Origin of the sequence: Pseudomonas sp. PB105 (assembly GCF_009764655.1) — a bacterium.
Taxonomy (GTDB): domain Bacteria; phylum Pseudomonadota; class Gammaproteobacteria; order Pseudomonadales; family Pseudomonadaceae; genus Aquipseudomonas; species Aquipseudomonas cyclaminis.
Window position 1 is genome coordinate 1 of record NZ_RWIO01000094.1, and the last position, 21,767, is coordinate 21,767.

Consider the following 21,767-nt stretch of genomic DNA (forward strand, 5'->3'; position numbering starts at 1 on the left):
GCAGGCCGATGACCATCTCCAGGCTGCGCTCGGTGGCAATGCCCACCAGTGCATCCGGGCCGACGCCCAGTTCCATCAGCTTGTGGGCGAGTTGGTTGGCGCGCTGGTTGAGCTGGCGATAGCTCAGTTGATGGTCGCCGAACACCAATGCTGGGGCATCGGGGGTGGCGGCCACTTGGGCTTCGATCAATTGCTGGACGCTGTGGTCGAGCGGGTAGTGGGTAGTGGTGGCGTTCCACGCGCTGACGATCTGCTGCTGCTCGGCGTGGTCCAGCATCGCCAGGTCGGCCAGCCGCTGTTGCGGGTCGGCAATGAGGCTGTGCAGCAAGTGCAGCCAGTGCCGTCCCAGGCGTTCAATCGTCGCCGCGCCAAACAATGCGGTGCTGTACTCGATGCTCGCGGTGATGTGCTGTGGCGCGTAGTCCACGTCCATCGACAGGTCGAACTTGGCCTCATGTTGCGCCACCGGCAGGAACGCCAGGCTCAACTCACCCAGCTTCAGCGCGCCGGTTTGTTCCTGGCTCACACGCCAGTTGAACAGGGTCTGGAACAGCGGATTGGCCTGTGTGCTGCGTTGCAGTTGCAGGTGCTCAATGATCAGTTCAATCGGGTAGTCGGCATGTTCCATCGCCGCGCGCGATTGCTGGCGCAGCGCTTGGAGAAACTCGCCTGTGGTCAGGTCGTCGGTGAGTTGCGTGCGGTAGATCTGGCTGCTGACGAAGAACCCCACCAGGTCCTGGGTCTCGCTCTGATTGCGGCCTGCATTTGGCACGCCGACAGTGAAGTCCTGCTGGCCGCTGTAGCGGCTGAGCAGCAGTTGCCAAGTGCCCAGCAGCACGATAAACGGCGTCACCTCCTGTTGCTGGCAGAAGCCTTGCAACTGTTGGCTCAGGGCTGAGGGCACTGACAGCTGGAGATTGCCGGCGCGGTGCTGTTGGCCGGCATTGCGGGGGAACTCGGTAGGCAGGTCCAGCGTGGGAATCTCGCGTCCCAGGTAATCCGTCCAATACTCGGCGGCGCGCTGTTGTTCAGGCGTGTTCGGGTACTCCTCGCGCTGCCAGCGGGCGTAGTCGGCGTACTGGATGGCAGGTCGCGCCAACGGCGTCGTGTCGCCCTGGCAGGCGCGTTGGTAAGCCTGGATCAGGTCGTGCATCAGGATCGGGTTGGACCAGGCGTCCGAGGCGATGTGGTGCATGTTCAACAGCAGGATGTGGTCATCGCGCTCAAGTTTGATCAGGGTGGCGCGAATCAGCGGCGCACGCGCCAGGTCAAACGGTGCACCGGCCTCGGCGGCCAGGCGCTCAGTGACGGCGGCGGTACGGGCGTGTGGTGCCAGGCCGGACAGGTCCTCTTCGCGCAAGTGGATGCGGGCTTGCGGGTCGAGCACTTGCCGGGGTTCATCATCAACGGTGTGGAATGCGGTTTTCAGCACGTCGTGCCGGTCGATGACCTGTTGCAAGGCTGCGCCGAGCGCCGGTGTATTCAGCGGGCCGCGCAGGTGCAGTGCGTTGGGCAGGTTGTAGGCGCTGCTGTCGGGCGAGAGCTGTTGCAGGAACCACAGGCGTTGTTGGGCGAAGGACAGGGGAGTGGGGCCGCGATGGGGGGAAGCCTTGATGGAATGCTCTGAACCGACGTCGTCGGCCATCAACAAAGCCAGCAAGTCGTCGTCGGGGAGTTGATTCAGTGGGTTCATGTTTGGTCTCGTCGCCATCGGCTGCGTAAATATGCGTTGTCAGAAAGACGAAGCGTGGCCGACGAGATTTAGGTGTGACGTGGGACTTGGCGGGCAAGCGGCGAGCGGCAGGGCGCTCGCCGGAGGGTGAGGTCAGGCGAAAGCTTTTTCGGTGATGACGCGCCCGGCTTCCATGCGCACCAATTGGTCGGCGATATCGAAATAACGATCATCGTGGGAGATCACGATGATGGTCTTGCCCAGGCGCTTGAGGTCCGGCAGCAGCTCTGTGTAGAACACGCGGCGGAAGGTCGGGTCCTGGTCGGCGGCCCATTCGTCGAAGACCAGCACTGGACGCTCGTCGAGCCAGGCGTTGATCAGCGCCAGGCGCTTGCGCTGCCCGGTGGAGAGGTCGGTGGTGGTGAACGCGCCATCGCGAATGCTGACCTTGTGCGCGATTTCCATGCGCTCCAGGTACTGGTTGGCGTCGTCCGGCAGGGCCTTGTCGCTTTGCACCAGTTCGTCGAACAGGTAGTAGTCGGCAAAAATGGTGGTGAACATCTGCCGGTAATCGTCCAGGCCGTGGGCATCCACCGTTGTGCCGTTGAGGCGGATCTCACCTTGCTGCGGGGTATACAGGCCCAGCAGCAACTTGATCAGGGTGGTCTTGCCGCAGCCGTTTTCACCGACGATAAACAGGATTTCCCCAGGCTCGATGGTCAGGTTCACCGGGCCCAGCTTGAAAGGCGCGCTGCCTTCCACGGGCGGGAACGCGTACTGCACGTCGCGCAACTCCAGATGCTTCATGGGTGGCGTGCGGCTCTCATCGGCGTCGAGCAGCAAGTGCGGTTCCGGCGACGAGAAGCGTTCGGACAGGTCGGCAATGCGGCGGAAGGCGATCTGTGCGCGGCTGATAATCGGCAGGTTGGCGATCAGGTTCTCCAGCGGGCCTTTCATGTAGAGCAGCACCAGGACAAAGCCGCTCATCATCGCCGGGTTGTTGCTGGGCCAGAACGATTGCAGGGTCAGCGCCAGGCCGATGACCACGAAGAACAGCATCGAACCCAGGCTTTTGGCGATCACGAAAATATTGATCGAGCGCACGTGGGTGTCGCAGATGTGGTCGGCGGTGGCCTGGATGTTGCGGGTCAGCATGGCGTGGCGGCGCTTGCGGTGGATCCGCAGTTCCTTGGCGCCCTCGGCGATGGCCGAGTAGTGTTTTTGCAGGTTGTCTTCCGCTTCCCGCGCCGCGTAGAAGCCTTTGATGCCTTTGCTTTGCGCGATGAACTGGATGGCTGAGCCAATGCCGATGGCCAGCAGGGTCATGATGAAGATCGGCAGCGAGAGGCTCGCCAGGTAGCCCAGGCAGCCGAGGATAACGGTGATGGAAATGGCCAGCGGGGCAAAGGCGAAGGCGAAGTCGCTGATGGTGTCGACGTCGTGGGTCAGTACCGGAATAAGGCGATGGCTGCGGTAGCGTTCGATCTGTTCGATCGGTGCTGACAGTACCTTGGCGCCGAGGTCCTTGCGCAGCCTGGCAATGACTTTTTGCCCGACGAAGTTGCTGCCGATGTCGGCGGCAATGCTGCTGAGCAGGGCGAGCAGGCACAGGCCGGCGAAGGCCAGGACCACGGCGGTGGTGAGGCCGGACTCGCTGTGCAGGCCCTGGTTGACCGTGGCAAGAAGGGCCGTGACGCTCACGCCTCCGAGGATGCCGAACAGAATCGACAGGATGACGGTGTAGCGATACGGCTTGAGCAGGCTCAAGAGTTCACTGAGGGCGCTACGCGGTTTTGCAGTCATGAAACTACCTCGGTCGCGACGTGGCTACGTGCTAAGGGCGAGTGGAGGCCCGGCGATCCATTTGATCGCTCGCGGGCTTTTGTAGGAGACGTTTCGACTGCGGCGCGATTTAGCCTTATTGCGTTGGGCGCGGGGCCTAAATTTGTCCTGCCGTCCCACGTTATAGCTTGATGCGGCCGCGTTCTTCGGTCGGCACCCGTAGGCCGGTACGCCGTTCCTCTCCCGTGGACGCTTTCATTTCGATGAGCTGGCGCGCCCGAGCATTAATAGTCCTCGCGGTTGTTGGTCGAGTGCGTTTGGAGGCGCGGTGAAAAATAAGCAGGTAAATGAGTCTGGTTTTCATTACCTGAACCGTCTTATTAACCAGAGGCGCTCAAAGACGCCACTATTTCTGCCAATCACACGCCTCACTGTTCAAGGATTGCTGTCGATGCCTTATTTCCTTTGGTTGTCTACGCCCAAGCATTACGCGCTGAAGAAATTGCCGCAGACCGTGCGTCTGATGATGCTGGGTGCCGCGCTGGCTGTGCCAGCTGCTGCCACATTGATGCCGAGCGCTGCATTTGCCCAGAGTGAAGCGGGCAAGGTTGCCTTCGCGATCCCGGCCGGTAAATTGTCGGATGCGCTGATGGCATTCGGCTCGGCTGCCGGCGTATCGATTTCCTACGATCCGGCGCTCGCCAGCCAGCGCTCCACCCCAGGGCTGAGAGGGCAGTTCGGCGTTGATGAAGGCCTGTCTCGACTGTTGTCGGGCAGTGGCTTGCAGGCCAGTCGCGAAGCGAACGGCAACTACATCGTGATGACGCCCACCAGCGGTTCTGCGCTGAACCTTGGGGCAACCACCATCAGTGCCGAGGGGCTTGGGGCGACGACCGAAAATACCGGTTCGTACACTACAGGGGCCACCAGCACGGCAACCAAGCTCCCATTGTCGTTGCGTGAAACGCCGCAGTCGGTCAGCGTGATTACCCGCCAGTTGATGGATGATCAGCATCTTTCGACGCTCAACGAGGTGATGGCTTTCACGCCCGGTATCAGCATCAATCACCGCGACAGTGAGCGTTACACGTTTTACTCCCGTGGTTTTGCGATCCAGAACTTCCAGTACGACGGCATTCCGTCACAGGTGGCCAACGAGTCGCAGCAATATGTAGGCTCAATCTCGGACATGGCCATCTATGACCGTGTCGAAGTCGTGCGCGGCGCCACCGGCCTGATGAGTGGTGCAGGCACTCCGTCTGCCACCATCAACCTGGTGCGCAAGCGTCCAACCAAGGACTTCCAGGCTTACGTTTCCGGAGAAGCGGGGGCGTGGGACCGCTACCGTTCCGAAGTCGACGTCGCTGGCCCGCTGACGGAAACCGGCAATGTGCGTGGACGTTTCGTGGCGGCTTATCAGAAGCAAAATTCGTTCATTGACTGGTACAGTCAGGAAAAGCGCGTTATGTACGGCGCGTTGGATATCGACTTGAACGACAGCACAACGCTGCGCACTAGCCTCGACTATCAGAATAACAATGCCGACGGCACCAGCTACGGGCATATCCCGCTATTTTTCAGCAACGGCAAGCAAACCAACTTCTCCCGTTCATTCAACCCGGCCTCGCGTTCGAGTTACATGGACAATACCAGCTACAACTTCACCGCCATGCTTGATCACAAGCTGGACAATGACTGGAGCCTGAAGACTGCTTACAGCCATCAATACTCCTACCGTAAAGGCCAGGGCGCATCGGCAAGTGGCGGCTACCCTGACCCAGTGACCGGTGAAGGCACGGGCGTATTTATTTACCGCCTGGACAGCTACCAGACCCAGGATACGCTCGATACTTATGCTTCCGGCCCGTTCAACCTTGGCGGTCGAGAACATGAGTTGGTGGTCGGTGCCAGCGCCTCGCGCACTCACCTGAACTTCCCTAACTACGCCAGTCACAATGATGACGGCGACTACGGTTCGGCGAACATTTTCAACTGGGACGGCCGTGAGTACGGCAATCGTGAGTATCAAAAGGATGGCGGCACCGTCACGACCTTGCAGCAGACCGGCATGTACGGTGCGCTGCGCCTGAAACCGTTCGATCCGCTGACCATCATTCTGGGGACCCGGCTCAGTTGGTGGAATCAGGAGGATGAGGTCAAGAATTATCTCGATGGCACCAAGGCGACCGACAAGACCAAAAAGACCGGGGTTGTCACGCCTTATGCCGGCATTGTTTATGAGTTGAACGACACCTATTCGGCGTACGCCAGCTACACCAGCATCTTCTTGCCGCAGACGTTCTACAAAACCGCCTCCGGCACCTCGCTGGCGCCGCTTGAAGGCGACAACTACGAGATCGGTCTCAAGGGTGAGTTCTTCGACGGTGCGCTGAACGCGAGCGTCGCGGTGTTTGAGATTAATCAGAAGAACACGCCGGAGCAGTCAGGCACGGATTCTTCGGGTCGCGCTGTGTACAAGGCCATCAGTGGTACCAACACCCGTGGCGTCGAGACCGAGATCTCGGGTGAAGTGGCCAGGGGCTGGAACGTGTTTGGTGGCTATACCTACCGTGAGTCCCACGACAAGGACGGCGGTCGGGTACAGACCAACCAGCCGATCAACCAGTTCAAGTTCGGCACTACTTATCGCTTGCCGGGTGAATGGAACAAGTTGACGGTTGGCGGCAACGTCACCTGGCAGAGTGAGATGTACGCTGCATCGCAAATCAATTACTCCGGCCCTTACTACAAGGCTACTCAGGATCCGTTCGCCGTAGTTGGCTTGTTGGCCAAATACCAAGTGGATGACCACCTGAGTGTGGGGCTGAACGTCAACAACCTGTTTGACCAGAAGTATTACGACGGCATGGGCACGTTCAACTCGGGCTCTTACGGCGAACCGCGCAACGCAATGATCAACGCCAAGTACGCCTTCTGATTCACTGACCCACCGGAAGCGGGCGCTCGCGCCAGCTTCCTCCAGACATAAAAAAACCGCCTGGCACATGCCAGGCGGTTTTTTTATGCCGGTTTCAGCGTGCGTTATCAGAGATCACGCACCACCCTGAAACCGATCCAGTCCCCCCGCGTCTGCGGGTAGATGGTATTGCGGTTGCCCGAGCGCGAAAACACTGGTGCTTCGCCCCAGTCATTGCCGCGAATCTGATAGGACTCGCAGTTCGGTTCCACCCAGGCGCTACCGTCAGTCGGGGCACCGATGTAGTTGGTGTGTTCGCAGTCCGCGACGCGCTCGTAGACGTTGCCGTGCATGTCGTACATGCCGAACGCGTTCGGCGGGTAGCTGCCCACGGGCGAGGAGTAGCTGTAGCCGTCTGCCGGTCCATAGGTGTTGGCGTGCTGGGCGATGCTGTAGCCCTTGCCTTCATCGAAGGGGAACGGGAACGGCCCGGTGGAGCCGGCGCGGGCGGCGTATTCACGTTGGGCTTCGCTGACCATGTGGTACTTCTGGCCGGTCTTTTTCGACAGCCAGGCGACGTAGGCTTTGATGTCGTCCATGTCCATGCACACTGCCGGCTGGCGCGGGCCTTGCGGGTAACGCGGCTTGCTGGCGATGCATTCGCGGCCGGGGCGCTCGTCGCCGTTGGCGATCTTCACACCGCTCTGGCGCACATAGCTGTCCCATTCACCGGCGGTGACATGGAAGCGGCTCATGGCGAACGGTTTGGCGAAGGTCACGTCATGCATCGGGCCTTCATCCGGCTCGCGGCCGACTTCATCTTCAGGCGTTCCCATGGTGAAGGTGCCGGCGGGCAGTACGACCATTTCCGGGCAGTCCTTGCAGTCCTTGAACACTTTGCCCGGTTGTGGCGCGGCGGCCTGGGCCAGGCCCGGCAGCATTGCGCTGCACAGGGCCATCAGCGCCAGGGCGCTCAAGGGTTGGGGTCGGAATGGAATCATGTGGGCATCTCGTTCAAAGGGAAAAGTAAGCGTCACACCCGCTGGCGCAGCAGGGTCATGAACCGCTGGATTTCGTCAGCGTTGTTAAGCAGGCCGGGCGAGGTGCGGATCACGGGGCCGACATCACGCTCCACTGCATCGATCACCACGCGGTGTTTCATCATATGGGCCACCACCGCGTCGCTGTCCTGGCCCTTGACCCGGAAGAAGGTGAAGCCAGCGGACAGCTCGGTGCTGCGCGGGGTGACCAGTTCGACTTGGGGTTGTGCCAGCAACTGGTCTTTCAATTCGGTATTCAGCGCATGGATGCGCGCCTGCACGTGCGCCTTGCCCAACTGCAAGTGCAGCTTGAAGGCCTCGTCCGCCGCCCAGCGATGCTCAAAGGCGTGGTAACCGCCCGGCGTCATGCTGGTGGCGAAATCCTTGTCCTCGGAGAAGGTCGGCACCATGGGTGTCACGTATTTGTTCTCGGGGTCGCGGGCGCACACCAGGCCGGTGCCGCGTGGGCCGAACATCCATTTATGGGTGCCGGCGATGAAGAAGTCGCAGTGCATGTCGGGAAAATCGAGGTTTTCCACGCCGAAGCCGTGCACGCCATCCACCACATAGAGGAGGCGGTCCTGCTCGTCGCGGTCGCGGTTGTGCTCGTCCACCCACTTGCCGATTTCGCCGATGGGCAGCTTCACGCCGCTGCCGGACTGCACCCAGGTCATCCCCAGCACGCGGGTGTTGGGGCGGATGGCGCGCTGGATATTGCCCAGCACTTCGTCGGCGGACACTTGGTTGGCATTGTCGAACAGCGTGATGCGACGGACCTGGGTGCCTTGCTTGAGGACGCGATAATCCAGCACGTTCTGCGTAGCGTAATGCTCGTGAACGGTGGTCAGGATTTCCTGGTCGGGCCGCACCTTGATCCCGCCATAAATCATCGCCAGCCCTTCGGAGGTGCTGCCAGTCAGGGCGATCTGCGGGGGTGTGGCCTTCAGGTAGTGACCGGCCCATTCGCGCACCTGGCCTTCGCGCTTCCAGGTTTCCTGCAGGTCCCAGTCCATGGCCAGCCCTGGGTTGCGGTCGATCTGCGCACGGTAGCGCTCGATGGCCTCGCGTACCGGCTTGGGGTGCGAGGCCACCAGGAAATTGGAGAAATGCAGGTAATCAGGGTCCTGGTTGAACAGTTGCTTGAATCCCGTCCATGGGTCTTGCGTGGGGGCTGCCTGTGCGTGAGGCAGGATGGCAGCGCCAAGCGGCAGGCTGGCGGCAAATACCCCGGCCTGCTTGAGAAACGTACGGCGGTCGGTCATGGACTGGCTTCCAGGTGGTTAGCGGTTGGCCAATGGCTTGGCGGATTTTTGTACCTGGTCCCACACCCGCAGGAAGTTGCCTCCCCACAGCTTGGCGATATCGGCTTCGGAGTAGCCGCGCTGGATCAGCTCGGCGGTGACGTTGCGGATTTCGCCCACGTTGTTCCAGCCGTCGATGCCGCCGCCGTCGTTGAAGTCCGAAGACAGGCCGACATGGTCGATACCGATCTTGCGCACGGTGTAGTCGATCGCGTTGCCCAGGTCCTTGAGGGTGGCCTTGGGTTCTTCTTCGAGGATGCCGTACAGCGCGCTGGCGTACTCGCCGAACCGCTGCTCGGGCCAAGCCGCGATGATGGGGTCGCCCGGCATCAGCGCCATGGCCAGGTTGGGCAGGGGCGGCAGGTCGAAGCGTGCGCGCAGGGCGTTGAGCTTGTCCTGGGTCGGCTGGCTCAGCGGGCGCAGGTAGGCGGAGAAAGCCACGATCTGCACCACGCCGCCGCTGTGCTTGATCAGCTGCAACTCCTTGTCGCTGAGGTTGCGCGGAATATCCACCGATGCTCGCGGTGCCGAGTGAGAAGCCACCATCGGCGTACGGCTCAGCTGTGCCACCTGCTCCAGGGCCTTGGTCGACATCTGCGACACATCAATGATCACACCCAGGTCGTTGAGGCGATGCACGGCTTGCTTGCCAATGTCCGACAGGCCGTCCAGGGCATCCGGGCTGTCATTGAAAAACGGCAGCGGGCGCGAGGAGTCCGACCAGGCGTTATTGCCCACATAACTGAAGCCGAACATGCGCATGCCGCGCGCGGCCCACAGGTCCAGTTGGTTCAGGTCGTTGCCCAGAGGGTAGGCGTTGAGCATGCTCATAAATATCGCAAACTTGCCCTCGCCATGCAGGCGCCGGAAGTCATCCGGGGTGTAGGCAATGGCGACCTGGTTGGGGAAGTCGCGCACCATGGCGCTGATGATCTTGTAGCGCACTTCCTGTTCATGGCGTGCCGCTTCTACGAACCCTTCGGTGGGCTTGTGTGGTGCGTTGGGGCCGTTCCAGATCTCTGGCCAGCCGAAGATGGTCAACGCGGCGCCGGACAAGCGGCCACGACTGGCCTTGACCAGGTCGAATTGATCACTGCCGTCCTTGTCCGCTTCCTTGCCGGCGGTGCCGAAATCCACCGGCACGGTAATATGGCTGTCGAATGACAGCAGGCGGTCCTGCATTTCATTGGCCTGCTTGATCACCTCCAGCGGGTAGCCGGCATTGCCCCTGAACCAATGATCCCAGGCCAGCAAGCCAGCGCCGACCGCAAGGGCCAGGGGCAGGCCGATGTACAGCGCCTTTTTCGAACGTGATTTTGTCATTGCCATCTCAGTCAGTTGAGGCCTTCGCTATCAGGGAGGAACGAGCAATGCGCGGGGAAATTTAGGCGGGCGAGGCGGCAGCGGTAAATTTCCCCTGTCAGCAAACGTTCTAGCTCTGATCAAGCCGTTTCCTAAGGTAAACAATGACCATCTCTCGACGTGGGTTCATCGCAGGCCTCGCGCTCACCGGCGCCGCTGTGCCGGCCGCCTTCTATGCCCATCGCGAGTGGACGCGTGAAGAATTCCCCATCACCCCCGGCGAAGCCACGGTGGATCTGGCTGACACTGCCGGCCAACACTTGGCCAATACCTTGCGCGGTGTCTGGAGCCTGCGCCTGGAAGGCCGCGACGCGGGCCTCAAGGGCCTGCCGCTGCAAGGTCTGGAGCTGCTGCTCGACATCGCACCCCGTGGCCGAGGCCTGCGCGGCTACCTGGACACTGCTGCGAACCTGCGTGCCGAAGGCGAACCGCGTTATCGCGTATTGGGCGATTTGCTGACGGGCGAGGGCGCCTTGCTCTACTGGCGCCTGATCGACCGCGACGCGGCCGATGGCCGGCCCGCCTATGAATTCAAGATGACCCTCGATGAAGTCTGGGCCGACTTCGGCAACGCCGGCAGCGGCACCCTCAGCGGGCAGATCCTCGACCTTGATCGCCCCTTGGCGCTGACTGAGCGCGACAACCGTTTTGTCGCCCACAAACAACTGTTTCCCGAAGCCCGCCAGCGCATCGGCCATAACCCGACGCTGCTCGCGTGGCTGATTGCCCCCGAACACCGCCTGTTCCACCAGTTGTGGCACGCTACGCGCGACCAATGGCACAAACTCTCCGAAGAAAAGCGCGACGCCCTGCGCGGCATCGGCTGGCAACCGGGGCCCCGTGGCCAGGAGCGCGATGCCCGTGGCAAACGCAAAGACCGCAACGGCTCGGGTATCGACTTCTTCTTCATGCACCGGCACATGCTGGGCGCCGCCCGCGCCATGCAGGACTTGCCCTCGTGGCCCGCCTTCCCCGAGCCGCAACCGGCGCTGGAGCGTGATCGCCTGGGCTTTGTGCGCTACTTCGACAACCACGATGGCTTCGCGCTGCCGCCCACCTGGTCAGCCCCGGACGACAGCGAATACACCCAGTGGGTCAGCGACATCAAGTCCGAAGAGACCTACCACAGCAACTTCCAGGTCTGGGAGTCCCAATACCGCGACCCACGTTACCTGGCCAAATTCACGCTTGGGCAGTTGGGCTCGCAAATGGAACTGGGCCTGCACGACTGGCTGCACATGCGCTGGGCCTCGGTGCCCCGCGACCCCTCCAACGGCGCGCCAGTACCCTTTGCCCGTGACCCAGCAGACTTTGCCGCACGCTGGTACGCCGCTGAAAACGACTTCCTTGGCGACCCGTTTTCCTCCCACGTAAACCCGGTGTTCTGGCACTTCCACGGCTGGATCGACGACCGCATCGAAGACTGGTTCCGCGCCCACGAGCGCTTCAATCCAGGCGAAGTCAGCCGGCTGGAGGTCAACGGCGTGGCTTGGTTCGCACCCGGCCGCTGGGTCGAAGTCGGCGACCCGTGGCTAGGCCCGGACACCCATGGCTGCAGCACCACACCGGGCTTGCAGATGGGCAAGTCGATGGAAATGGACCCGGAGACCATGAAGCTCGCGTTGAGGATTACGTTTGGCGCTGATGACGATGCGCTCAAAGGCTTGTTCAAGCGGGTGCCGAAGCGGCCTTGGTATGCGCGGCATTTGAAGGTGAAGGCGCGGGAGGTGTGACTGCGCACGCGTAAATTTCAATTTTTACGATATTGACCAGCGGTGGCGGGCAGTACTCTGCACCTGCCGCCGCTTCCGCCTCGGTGTCTGCTTGACGGTATGGAAGTGTTTCCTCCTGATTGGGCGGTTTAGCTGTTCCTCCTTGATTGCCTCTTACGTTATAAACACAGCGCCTATAACTGTAAGAGAGTGTCCGCTTTTTGTTACTTTAATAAAACTTCCTACAGTGATTGCCTACAAATAGTTTGATGCTCTGACGGATCTTTCTTGTGTTCGTAGTTAAATATTAAACGTTGATTGCGAGAGGGCCGATCTGGGCAATTTGTGGGAAGTTTCCGCAAAGCGCCTCGGAAAGCTCTTGCCCGTGATTTGGGGGTGGTAAATATAAAAGGCAATACTTCATTCTAAGTAGAAGGAGTTTGCCAGCGGCCGGGTAGTGCGTTGGCTTTTCCAGTAAGGAATCCATTTTCTCTCTATGGATTTCGGTCTTTATTTTTTCAATGGCTAACTGCGCTGTTGAAAAGGCGACTTACGGATGGAGTTATGACTTTAAGCAGCTTTCAAAATGAAGTACCCAAAGCCAGGATCAATATCAAGCTTGACCTGCATACCGGTGGTGCGCAGAAGAAGATTGAACTGCCACTTAAACTGATGCTGATGGGTGACTACAGCAACGGCCAGGAGCAACGTCCGCTGTCAGAGCGAGGCAAGGTCAACATCAATAAAAACAACCTCGACAGCGTCTTGGCGGACTTCTCGCCCAGCCTGAAGCTCGCCGTTCCCGATACGTTGAGCGACGAGGCATCTGATACGTCTGTCGAACTGAACTTTCACTGTATGAAAGACTTTGAGCCCGAGCAAGTAGCGAGGCAGATTCCGCAACTACGGGCCTTGTTGGCTATGCGCAACCTGTTGCGCGATCTCAAATCGAACTTGCTGGATAACGTGACCTTTCGCCACGAGTTAGAGCGTATTCTCAAAGATGATGCGCTCAGTGACGAACTAAGGGCGGAGCTGGCTGCCTTGGCGCCTGTGGAAGATCGTTGATTTAATTCATGCTTTTTAAAGGGAAGTGCCGTTATGACTGTAGAAGGTTCCAGCGAACAATCGCGCAGCGCTACTGTGTTAACTGAAGCGTGCGGTGGTATTTACGGTGCGCTGTTTAGCAAGATCAATCTAAACCCGATAGTAACGATGGGTGGTATAGAAGCGTTTCAAAACGCCGACGCGCTGTCTGAGGTATCAGCCGATGAGCGGGTGACCGCAGCGGTCAGCGTGTTTTTAAAGTTGCTTAAACAATCACCGCAGAAAGTAGAGCGTCTGGATAGAGTCCTGCTGGACGAACACATCGCCTCCCTGGACATGCAGATCAGCCGTCAACTCGACGCAGTCATGCATCATCCGGATTTCCAACGTGTCGAGTCGACTTGGCGTGGCGTGAAGTCGCTGATTGATCAGACGGATTTCCGTCAGAACGTGCGCATCGAACTGTTGGATATCAGTAAGGATCACCTCGTGCAGGACTTCGAGGATGCGCCGGAAATCGCCCAGAGCGGCTTGTATCTGCACACCTATACCCAGGAGTACGACACTCCCGGCGGTGAGCCGATTGCAGCAGCTATCTCCAACTACGAGTTTGACCGAAGCCCTCAGGATATCGCCCTGCTGCGCAACATTTCGAAGGTGTCCGCCGCCGCGCACATGCCATTTGTGGGCGCGGTCGGCCCAGCCTTCTTCGGCAAAGAGTCCATGGAAGAAGTTGCCGCGATCAAGGACATCGGCAACTACTTTGACCGCGCTGAATACATCAAGTGGAAGGCGTTCCGCGACAGTGACGATGCACGTTACATCGGTCTGACCATGCCACGCGTCCTCGGGCGCTTGCCCTATGGCCCCGACACCATTCCAGTACGCAATTTCAATTACATCGAAAGCGTCAAGGGTCCGGATCACGGTAAATACCTGTGGACCAATGCCTCATTTGCCTTTGCGGCCAACATGGTCAAAAGCTTCATCACCAATGGCTGGTGCGTGCAGATTCGTGGGCCGCAATCGGGCGGCGCGGTGACGGAACTGCCGATCCATCTGTACGACCTGGGCACCGGTAATCAGGTCAAGATTCCTTCCGAAGTCATGATCCCGGAAACCCGTGAGTTCGAATTCGCGAACCTCGGCTTCATTCCGCTCTCGTACTACAAGAACCGCGACTACGCATGTTTCTTTTCGGCCAATTCCGCGCAGAAACCGGCGCTGTACGACACGGCCGACGCCACCGCCAACAGTCGAATCAACGCACGCTTGCCTTACATCTTTCTGCTCTCACGCATCGCCCATTACCTGAAGCTGATCCAGCGCGAAAACATCGGTACTACCAAGGACCGACGTCTGCTGGAGCTTGAGCTGAACAAATGGATTGGCGGGCTGGTGACCGAAATGACAGACCCCGGCGATGACCTGCAGGCCTCGCATCCACTGCGCGATGCCAAGGTGACGGTCGAAGACATTGATGACAATCCGGGCTTCTTCCGCGTCAAGTTGTACGCCGTGCCGCACTTCCAGGTCGAGGGCATGGACGTGAACCTGTCGCTGGTTTCGCAGATGCCCAAGGCCAAGGCCTGATTCAATCGTAGGGAAACGATGCCATGAAGATCGATCGCCCTTTATGGGCCGCCGGAGCATTGCTGTCGCCGCAGCAATTTCAGCAGCAGACACGCTACGAGGCTTGGACCAATAACCAGCTCGCTCTACTGACCTGGGTACATCCCTGGGGCGTCCAGGCTGTGGAGTTCGACCTGGATGCGTTGCGACTGGGCAAGCTCAAGGCCGCTCTGTTGCAAGTGCGAATGCCGGATGGCACATGGGTCGACACCGAATGCATGGATCGGCTGCCTCCCGCGTTGGAACTGGCGGCGCTGCTCACCGACGAGGTTCAGGAAGTGACCGTGCTACTGGCGCTGCCATTGGAGCAAGCCAACGGCAACAACTGCGTGTTTGAAGGCAGCAGAGTCGATCGGCCCACTCGTTATCGTCAGGACTGGCGCCAGGTTCAGGATATCTACGCAGACGAGGCCCAGTCGATTGGTGTGCTGGAACACGCGCTGAGCCTGCGCCTTCACAGTGACGATAACCCGGATTACGTAACGTGTCCGGTCGCACGTCTGGTGCGAGACGGGAAAGGGGCCTGGAGCCTCGACCTCGGTTTCGTGCCGCCATTGCTCAGCTTCGCCGCGCATTCTGGGCTGGTGAATCAACTGGACAACCTGTTGACCCAGTTAGCCGCCAAGCGGCAACGGCTCATGGGCATGCGGCGCGAAAGCAATCAGCGCATGGCCGACTTTGCGGTGGCCGATGTCTCGCTGTTCTGGCTGCTTAATGCGCTGAACACCTATCAGCCGGTGCTGGCGGATCTGCGTGCATTTGCGGCGCGTCATCCAGAGCATGTCTATCAAGTGCTGATCAAGCTGGCGGGCGGCCTGCTGACGTTTTCACTGGAACACGATGTCGATGAAATCCCGGCTTATCGACACGCGCATCTGGAGGCCGTATTCCCACCCTTGATGCACAGCATTTCCCTGCTGCTGGAGGCCAGCCTGCCGTCGCGGGTCGTTGCCTTGCTACTGGAGGCGCGTGGGGCCAATCGCTGGCAAGTCACGCTCAATGACCCGCGCCTGCGTGAACGCAACGGTGCCGACTTCTATTTGTCAGTGCGTTGTCGGCTACCGGCGGCGCAGTTGCAGGATCAGTTCCCGCGCTTGTGCAAGATCGGCACGCCCGACGCTGTCAACTACCTGGTCAATGCGGCGCTTGATGGGGTGCCGTTGCAGTCGCTCAGCCATGTGCCGGCGGCGATTCCATTACGCCTGGAAAATCAATATTTCGCCCTGGGCCTCGGCCATCCCAGTGGGCAGGCAATGCTGGACGAAGGCGTTTGCGCGTTCTACGTCCCCAGCACATTAGCCGACGTCAAGCTTGAACTGTTCGCGGTGCTGCGCTCATGAAAGTGACGTCTTTGGAAGAGCGCAATTCGGCTGCGGTGGATATCGATGCGCTGCTGCAGGACACCTATCTGTTGGTGGTTGAGTTGCGCCAGGGAGCCTCGGTGCAGAACAGTCGGGAGTTGGAGCAGCTTTGCACGGCGCAAGTGGAGCAGGTGCGCCAGCAGCTCAAGCTGGCGGGCCTTGGTCAACGCAGCATTGATCACATCAGCCATGCGCAATGTGCGTTGCTCGACGAGACGGTGCTGACCTGCGCCAGCGATGATGCGCGGGCGTCGTGGGCCAGCGAACCGCTGCAGGCCAAGTTTTTCAACCGTCACCAGGCGGGTGAGTTTCTTTATGAAGACATACGCGAAGTGCTGCGCGGGCCGGCACCTGATCGGCATGTGCTGACCGCATTCCAGCGGGTATTGATGCTGGGTTTTCGCGGGCGCTACCGTGACCTGGACGATCCTGAACGTGAGCAATTGCGGGTTGCCCTTGACGCGCAGGTCACCCCACGCAAGGTCAGGCATACCCTCGTTACGCAAGCGGCCCGCGCAGGCGTGCCTGCGGGCCTGTCCTGGCTGCACTCACCGCTGATCCAGATCCTGGCGATGGGCTTGTTGCTTGCGGCTACGGGATGGGGTTTGGATCAGTTGCTGAGCGATGCGCTGGCTTCGCTTATGCCTGGTCAGGGGTGAGCGGACGATGACCTTCAACCTGCATCGAATTCTTTACCTGTGGGCGGGCTTATTGGCCTTGGCTTTACTGGTCATCATTCCGCTTGAACTGTGGGTGCGAGCGCTCGGGGTGTTGATCGGGGTGTGTTGTGTCGCCTGGGCCTGGGTGTCGCAGAACCGCCGAGCCGAGCGCCTGTCAGGGGCGTTCAGGTTGGCGGATAACATGACACTGCCTGCGACGTCGTTTCGTCACCCAGTGGTACTGGTCTGCGGAGACAGCCTGAACAATCTGTTCGGTGAGATCCCGGCCGAGCACTTGGCCCTGCGTGTTACGGCCTTGGGTTGCTATGTGCGTGTACCGAACGTGGAGCAACTGCCGGCTGTCACCGACGCACTGTTGGCGCTGCGTCCAGAGTGGGCAGGGCAACTGGGTGTGATGTATATCGTCAATCCAGGCGTTCACAGCGACGGTGCAATCCTCGCGGGTAAGGTGCGCGGTTTCAGCGATCAGCTTGCCCTGGCTCGCAAGCGTGGGAGCGCACTGCCACTATTGCTCGCAAGCTACCTGCAAACCTTGCAGGGCGAGGAACCATGGTTCTGTTGGGACAACGGCCATGCCGAAGTCCGCGTCCATGACGCCGGTGCATGTGTCAGTTCGGATGAATGGCAGCGGCAGACCTCCGACAGGCTCCTACAGGCTGCGCGGATGCACGCGAGCGTACAGCTCAACAGCATTGTGGCCTGGTTGCATGAAGCGGTGCGGCCACACCTCGTCGCTCGAAACTCGCGCAATTGCCTGGCAACGACGTGGGTGATCAAACTGGTGCCGTCGCTGCCTCAGGCGGTACCGGAAAACCTTTGGCAGCAATGGTTGCACAGCAGGGTGGCGCTGGCGGATAACCGGCAGGTCATGACGGATGTGCTGTTGCCATTTCCCGATCCGTTGCTCAACCTCCTTGCGCTGCGACCGCTACGCACCCCACTGCAACGCGCAAGCGTCGTTGCGCTCTGGTTGTTCACCGGCGCGCTCGTCATCGCTCTGGCCAGCTCGGCATGGCAGAACACCCTGTTGGCGCGCCAGATCAGTGATGACCTGCGGCGCTATTCGGCTATCCCTGTGCCGACCCAGCGTAATCAGCGTGAGTTTCTTTGGCGTGAAAATGCGCTGGGCGTACTCCGGCAGCACGCCCAGCGCCTGGACGCTTACTACCGGCACGGCGTGCCCTTGGCCTTTGGCTTGGGCCTGTATCGCGGCGAGCAGTTGCGCGCACCGCTCCAGGCGGTGTTGGCTGCCCACAGTGAGCCGCCACCGGCTACAAAACCCGAGCGGAGCGCCAGTTCAGTACGGCTGGACAGCCTGTCATTGTTCGCTCCCGGCAGCGCCCAGCTCAAAGCCGGCTCGACCCACGTCCTGATCAAAGCGCTGGTCGATATCAAGGCTCAGCCAGGTTGGCTGATCGTTATCGCGGGACACACCGATGCCACCGGCGATTCCGAAAAAAACCTTCGGCTTTCCCACGCCCGTGCCGCCGCCGTGCACGCCTGGATGCAGCGCATGGGGCGTATTCCTGCCAATTGCTTTGCGGTGCAGGGCTTCGGCGCCACTTATCCGATAGCGAGTAATGACACCGAGGCGGGGCGTGCCGCCAATCGCCGCGTCGATATCCGCCTGGTACCAGAGGCCGGGGCCTGCGAGCTCGCGACCCCTGGTCCGAACAGACAACCCCCTGTCGCATCCCGCGACGTTTAACTTCCTGAGAAAAGGAGCTTCACATGGCAATTCCCGTTTACCTCTGGCTGCAAGACGATGGTGGTGCCGAAATCAAAGGCTCGGTGAATGTCGATAAGCGTGTGGGCAGTATCGAGGTGGTCGCCCAGGATCACAGCCTGTACATCCCCACCGACAACAACACCGGAAAGCTGACCGGCGCGCGGGTTCATACCCCCTTTCTGTTCTCCAAGGAGATCGATGCGTCCAGCCCCTACCTCTACAAGGCCGTGACCACCGGGCAAACCCTCAAGAGTGCCGAGTTCAAGTGGTACCGCATCGACGATGCCGGGCAGGAAGTCGAGTACTTCATCACCAAGCTGGAGAACGTCAAGGTGGTGAAAGTCGCGCCGAAAATGCACGACGTCAAAGACCCGAGCAAAGAGAAACACAACCATCTGGAACAAATTGAGTTGCGCTACGAGAAGGTCACCTGGACCTACAAGGACGGCAACATCATCCACTCCGACTCCTGGAATGAACGCCAAAGCGCTTGATACGTATGGAGCAGCAGGCGCGCTTTCGCCTGCTGGCCCCGGTGTGCTGGGTTGAGCGCCTGCTCGCGGACGTTCAGCCAATCACATCGATTCCAGACGCCATTTCTTAATGAATCTTTGCACAAGGACGCAACCGTATGGCCCCCAACTCCACCCGCTTGCTTCGCCGTCTCAACCCCTACTGCGCCCAGGCATTGAGTGCAGCGGCTTCGTTGTGCCAGAACCGGGCACATGCGCAGATCAGCATTGAGCACTGGTTGCTCAAGTTGCTGGGGCAGGGCGAAGGTGACCTGACGGTGATCGCCCGTCGCTACGAGTGGAATCTGGAGGCGCTGTGGTACGGGTTGCTCGAACATATTGATCAGTTGCCGCGTAGTGTGCAGAGCAAACCGCAGTTGTCTCAGCCATTGCAGCAACTGATCCGTGATGCCTGGGTGCTGGCCTCGCTGGACGACAACAACGACAACCTTCGCTCAGTGCATCTTCTGAGCGCGTTGATGGAAACACCTGGCCTGTTGGCGTGTGAGTCCGCCTGGCCTTTGCTCAGCCTCAGCCACGTCCAGTTGCAGCGTCTCTCGGGACTGTTGGATCACACGTCCGAGGAGTGTCCGCAACTGCAAGCACCTGCCCAGTCGGGGAGTGCCGCCGACATCTGCGGCGAGCTCGCCACAGCTCCACCCCGTGTCAGCCAGGAGGGTTCATTGCAGGCAGTGCTGGACAGATTCACCCACGACCTCACTGCCCAGGCGGCGCAAGGCAAGATCGACCCGGTATTTGGTCGCGACGACGAGATTCGGCAGGTCATCGACATCCTAAGTCGTCGGCGCAAGAACAATCCTATTCTGGTGGGCGAGCCTGGTGTCGGCAAAACAGCACTGGTTGAAGGCCTGGCCTTGAGCATCGCCCAAGGCAGGGTGCCGGACAGCCTCAAGTCGATCAGTGTGCGCACCCTTGACCTGGGCTTGTTGCAAGCTGGGGCCGGGGTCAAGGGCGAATTCGAACAGCGCCTGAAAAACGTGATCGACGCCGTACAGCAATCCGAAAAACCTGTGCTGTTGTTTATCGACGAGGCCCATACCCTGATCGGCGCCGGCAACCAGGCCGGCGGGGCCGACGCAGCCAACCTGCTCAAGCCGGCTTTGGCCCGTGGCGAATTGCGCACCATCGCCGCGACCACCTGGAGCGAGTACAAACAGTATTTTGAGCGCGACGCCGCCCTGGAACGGCGCTTCCAAAGGGTCAAGGTTGAGGAACCGGATGACGCGAATGCTTGCCTGATGCTGCGAGGCCTGAAGGCGCGTTACGCCAACCATCACGGTGTGCACATCCAGGATACGGCGGTGCAGGCGGCTGTCAGCCTGTCGCGACGCTACCTGACCGGCCGGCAACTGCCCGACAAAGCGGTCGACCTGCTGGACACCGCCAGTGCCCGCGTGCGCATGAGCCTGGACTGCGAGCCGCAGGCGCTGGCCCACCTGGGCGCCCGGCAAGTGGCCCTGGAACTGGAGCGGCAAGCGCTGGAGCAGGATCAGCGCATGGGCGGCCAGGAGGCTGATGCGCGCCTGGCGGTGATCGCCGCACAACACGCCGAGCTGCAACGCCAGTACCTCGATCTGGAGCAGCAATACCGACAGGAACTCGACGTCACCCAACACCTGATTGATGCACGTCAGGCCCAGCCACCGCAGCGTGAGACCTGCGAGCAACTACAGCAGCAGTTGAGCGAGATCCAGGGCAGCCAACCGCTGCTGTCGCTGGATGTGGACGCGCGCAGCGTTGCGCACGTGATTGCCGATTGGACTGGCGTGCCGCTGGGCATTCTGCTCAAGGACGAACAGGCCAACCTGCTGATGTTGGAACAGCGACTGGCAGAACGTGTGATCGGGCAGGCTTCGGCACTGAACGCCATGGCGCAGCGCCTGCGGGCCGCCAAAACCGGGCTCACCGATGACAAGGCGCCGCTGGGTGTGTTCCTGCTGGTCGGCACCAGCGGCGTGGGCAAGACCGAAACGGCCCTGGCCTTGGCCGATAGCCTGTTCGGTGGCGAAAAATCGCTGATCACCCTCAACTTTTCCGAGTACCAGGAAGCCCACACCGTCAGCCAGCTCAAAGGTTCGCCACCCGGCTACGTCGGTTATGGCCAAGGCGGGGTTTTAACCGAAGCGGTGCGGCAAAGGCCCTACAGCGTCGTGCTGCTCGACGAAGTGGAAAAGGCTCATCGCGACGTGCTCAATCTGTTTTATCAGGTCTTTGATCGCGGCTTTATGCGCGATGGCGAAGGCCGTGAGATCGACTTTCGCAACACCGTCATTCTCATGACCTCCAACCTCGGCAGCGAGCTGTTGCACAGCTGTGTGCAGGCACAACCCGACGCACCGGACAGCATGCTGTACGAACGACTGCGGCCGATCCTGAGCGACCACTTCCAGCCGGCGCTGCTGGCGCGCTTCCAGACCCTCATCTATCGCCCGCTGCAAGCCGATGCGCTCAAGCGCATCGTCGCCATCAAGCTGGCCCAGGTTGCCAAACGCCTGCAACGCCATTACGGCCTGGAGTGCCGGAGCGACGACGCCCTGAGCGACGCGCTGGTTGCCGCCTGCCTGCTGCCTGATTCGGGTGCACGCAATATCGACAGCCTGCTCAACGAGCAAATCCTGCCGGTACTCAGCCAGCAACTGTTGGAGCGTCGAGCAGCACAGCAACGCACCCAGGGTGTGCGCTTCGGTTATAGCGCCGAAGACGGTATCAGCCTGCACTTCGACGATCTTCCAGGCACGGTTCAGGCCGTCGCCTCGCAGGTGTGAACATGCTGACTTTCTTTGACCACAGCCGCCACACCCTGAAGGTTCGCAACGTCAACGCCCACCTCGACGTCCTGGCCTTCAAAAGCCAGGAACGCCTAAGCGAACCCTTCGCCTACCACATCGAATTCACCAGCACCGAACGTGACCTCGCCGCCGAAACCCTGCTCGGCCAGCACGCCCGCTTCAGCCTGCACGCCCCGGCGCAAAAACTGCCCTTGCTGGGGCTGACGCCGC

The 21,767-nt window shown here is 60.4% G+C and carries 15 protein-coding genes; 10 read left to right on the top strand and 5 right to left on the bottom strand.

Features of this window, described 5'->3' with window-relative positions; all coding sequences use genetic code 11:
* Both EJD88_RS26095 and EJD88_RS26100 read right to left on the bottom strand, forming a co-directional pair.
* A partial coding sequence (locus EJD88_RS26095; RefSeq protein ID WP_158879324.1) for a condensation domain-containing protein occupies window positions 1-1,693 on the bottom strand: 1,693 nt, incomplete at its 3' end.
* 132 nt (window positions 1,694-1,825) lie between these two features.
* Window positions 1,826-3,475: a cyclic peptide export ABC transporter gene (locus tag EJD88_RS26100; protein ID WP_158879325.1), complete on the bottom strand. Its 1,650-nt coding sequence runs from the start codon at window positions 3,473-3,475 to the stop codon at window positions 1,826-1,828.
* Window positions 3,476-3,905: 430 nt separating this feature from the next.
* Between EJD88_RS26100 and EJD88_RS26105 the strand changes: the two genes are divergently transcribed.
* Complete coding sequence (locus EJD88_RS26105) at window positions 3,906-6,392, top strand: TonB-dependent siderophore receptor (RefSeq protein ID WP_158879326.1); 2,487 nt, start codon at window positions 3,906-3,908, stop codon at window positions 6,390-6,392.
* A 107-nt stretch (window positions 6,393-6,499) separates the two neighbouring features.
* On the opposite strand, the gene EJD88_RS26110 is transcribed toward EJD88_RS26105, so the two are convergent.
* The 3 genes from EJD88_RS26110 to pvdM are packed head-to-tail and all read right to left on the bottom strand — an operon-like array spanning window position 6,500 to window position 10,035.
* The gene (locus EJD88_RS26110) at window positions 6,500-7,372 is read right to left on the bottom strand and encodes a formylglycine-generating enzyme family protein (RefSeq protein WP_158879327.1); all 873 of its coding nucleotides are present in this window, start codon (window positions 7,370-7,372) and stop codon (window positions 6,500-6,502) included.
* Between the two features lie 32 nt (window positions 7,373-7,404).
* Window positions 7,405-8,673: an aminotransferase class V-fold PLP-dependent enzyme gene (locus EJD88_RS26115; protein ID WP_158879328.1), complete on the bottom strand. Its 1,269-nt coding sequence runs from the start codon at window positions 8,671-8,673 to the stop codon at window positions 7,405-7,407.
* Window positions 8,674-8,691: 18 nt separating this feature from the next.
* A complete protein-coding gene (gene pvdM, locus EJD88_RS26120) occupies window positions 8,692-10,035 on the bottom strand; it encodes a pyoverdine-tailoring dipeptidase-like protein PvdM (protein WP_112194881.1) in 1,344 nt (447 codons plus the stop codon).
* Between the two features lie 143 nt (window positions 10,036-10,178).
* On the opposite strand from pvdM, the gene EJD88_RS26125 reads away from it, so the two are divergent.
* From EJD88_RS26125 to EJD88_RS26165, 9 genes are all read left to right on the top strand, one after another.
* Window positions 10,179-11,807, top strand: coding sequence for a PvdJ/PvdD/PvdP-like protein (locus EJD88_RS26125; RefSeq protein WP_158879329.1), 1,629 nt, complete (start codon window positions 10,179-10,181; stop codon window positions 11,805-11,807).
* Window positions 11,808-12,350: 543 nt separating this feature from the next.
* On the top strand, window positions 12,351-12,854 hold the full coding sequence (gene tssB / locus EJD88_RS26130; RefSeq protein ID WP_158879330.1) for a type VI secretion system contractile sheath small subunit: 504 nt from the start codon (window positions 12,351-12,353) through the stop codon (window positions 12,852-12,854).
* 33 nt (window positions 12,855-12,887) lie between these two features.
* Complete coding sequence (gene tssC, locus EJD88_RS26135) at window positions 12,888-14,426, top strand: type VI secretion system contractile sheath large subunit (protein WP_099584238.1); 1,539 nt, start codon at window positions 12,888-12,890, stop codon at window positions 14,424-14,426.
* Window positions 14,427-14,449: 23 nt separating this feature from the next.
* Window positions 14,450-15,805, top strand: coding sequence for a type VI secretion system baseplate subunit TssK (gene tssK / locus EJD88_RS26140; protein ID WP_158879331.1), 1,356 nt, complete (start codon window positions 14,450-14,452; stop codon window positions 15,803-15,805).
* Window positions 15,802-16,485 (top strand): type VI secretion system protein TssL, short form, encoded by a 684-nt coding sequence (tssL, locus tag EJD88_RS26145; RefSeq protein ID WP_158879332.1) that lies wholly within the window; start codon window positions 15,802-15,804, stop codon window positions 16,483-16,485. Before tssK ends, tssL begins: the two co-directional genes overlap by 4 nt.
* Before the next feature lie 7 nt (window positions 16,486-16,492).
* Entirely contained in the window at window positions 16,493-18,214 is a 1,722-nt protein-coding gene (locus EJD88_RS26150; protein WP_158879333.1) for an OmpA family protein, read from the top strand.
* A 23-nt stretch (window positions 18,215-18,237) separates the two neighbouring features.
* Window positions 18,238-18,729 carry an Hcp family type VI secretion system effector gene (locus EJD88_RS26155; protein ID WP_112194891.1) on the top strand — a complete coding sequence of 164 codons (492 nt, stop codon included), beginning with the start codon at window positions 18,238-18,240 and terminating at the stop codon, window positions 18,727-18,729.
* A gap of 137 nt (window positions 18,730-18,866) precedes the next feature.
* The gene (tssH, locus tag EJD88_RS26160; protein ID WP_158879334.1) at window positions 18,867-21,533 is read left to right on the top strand and encodes a type VI secretion system ATPase TssH; all 2,667 of its coding nucleotides are present in this window, start codon (window positions 18,867-18,869) and stop codon (window positions 21,531-21,533) included.
* Between the two features lie 2 nt (window positions 21,534-21,535).
* Window positions 21,536-21,767 (top strand): hypothetical protein (locus tag EJD88_RS26165; protein WP_158879335.1); only part of this gene is annotated, 232 nt, incomplete at its 3' end.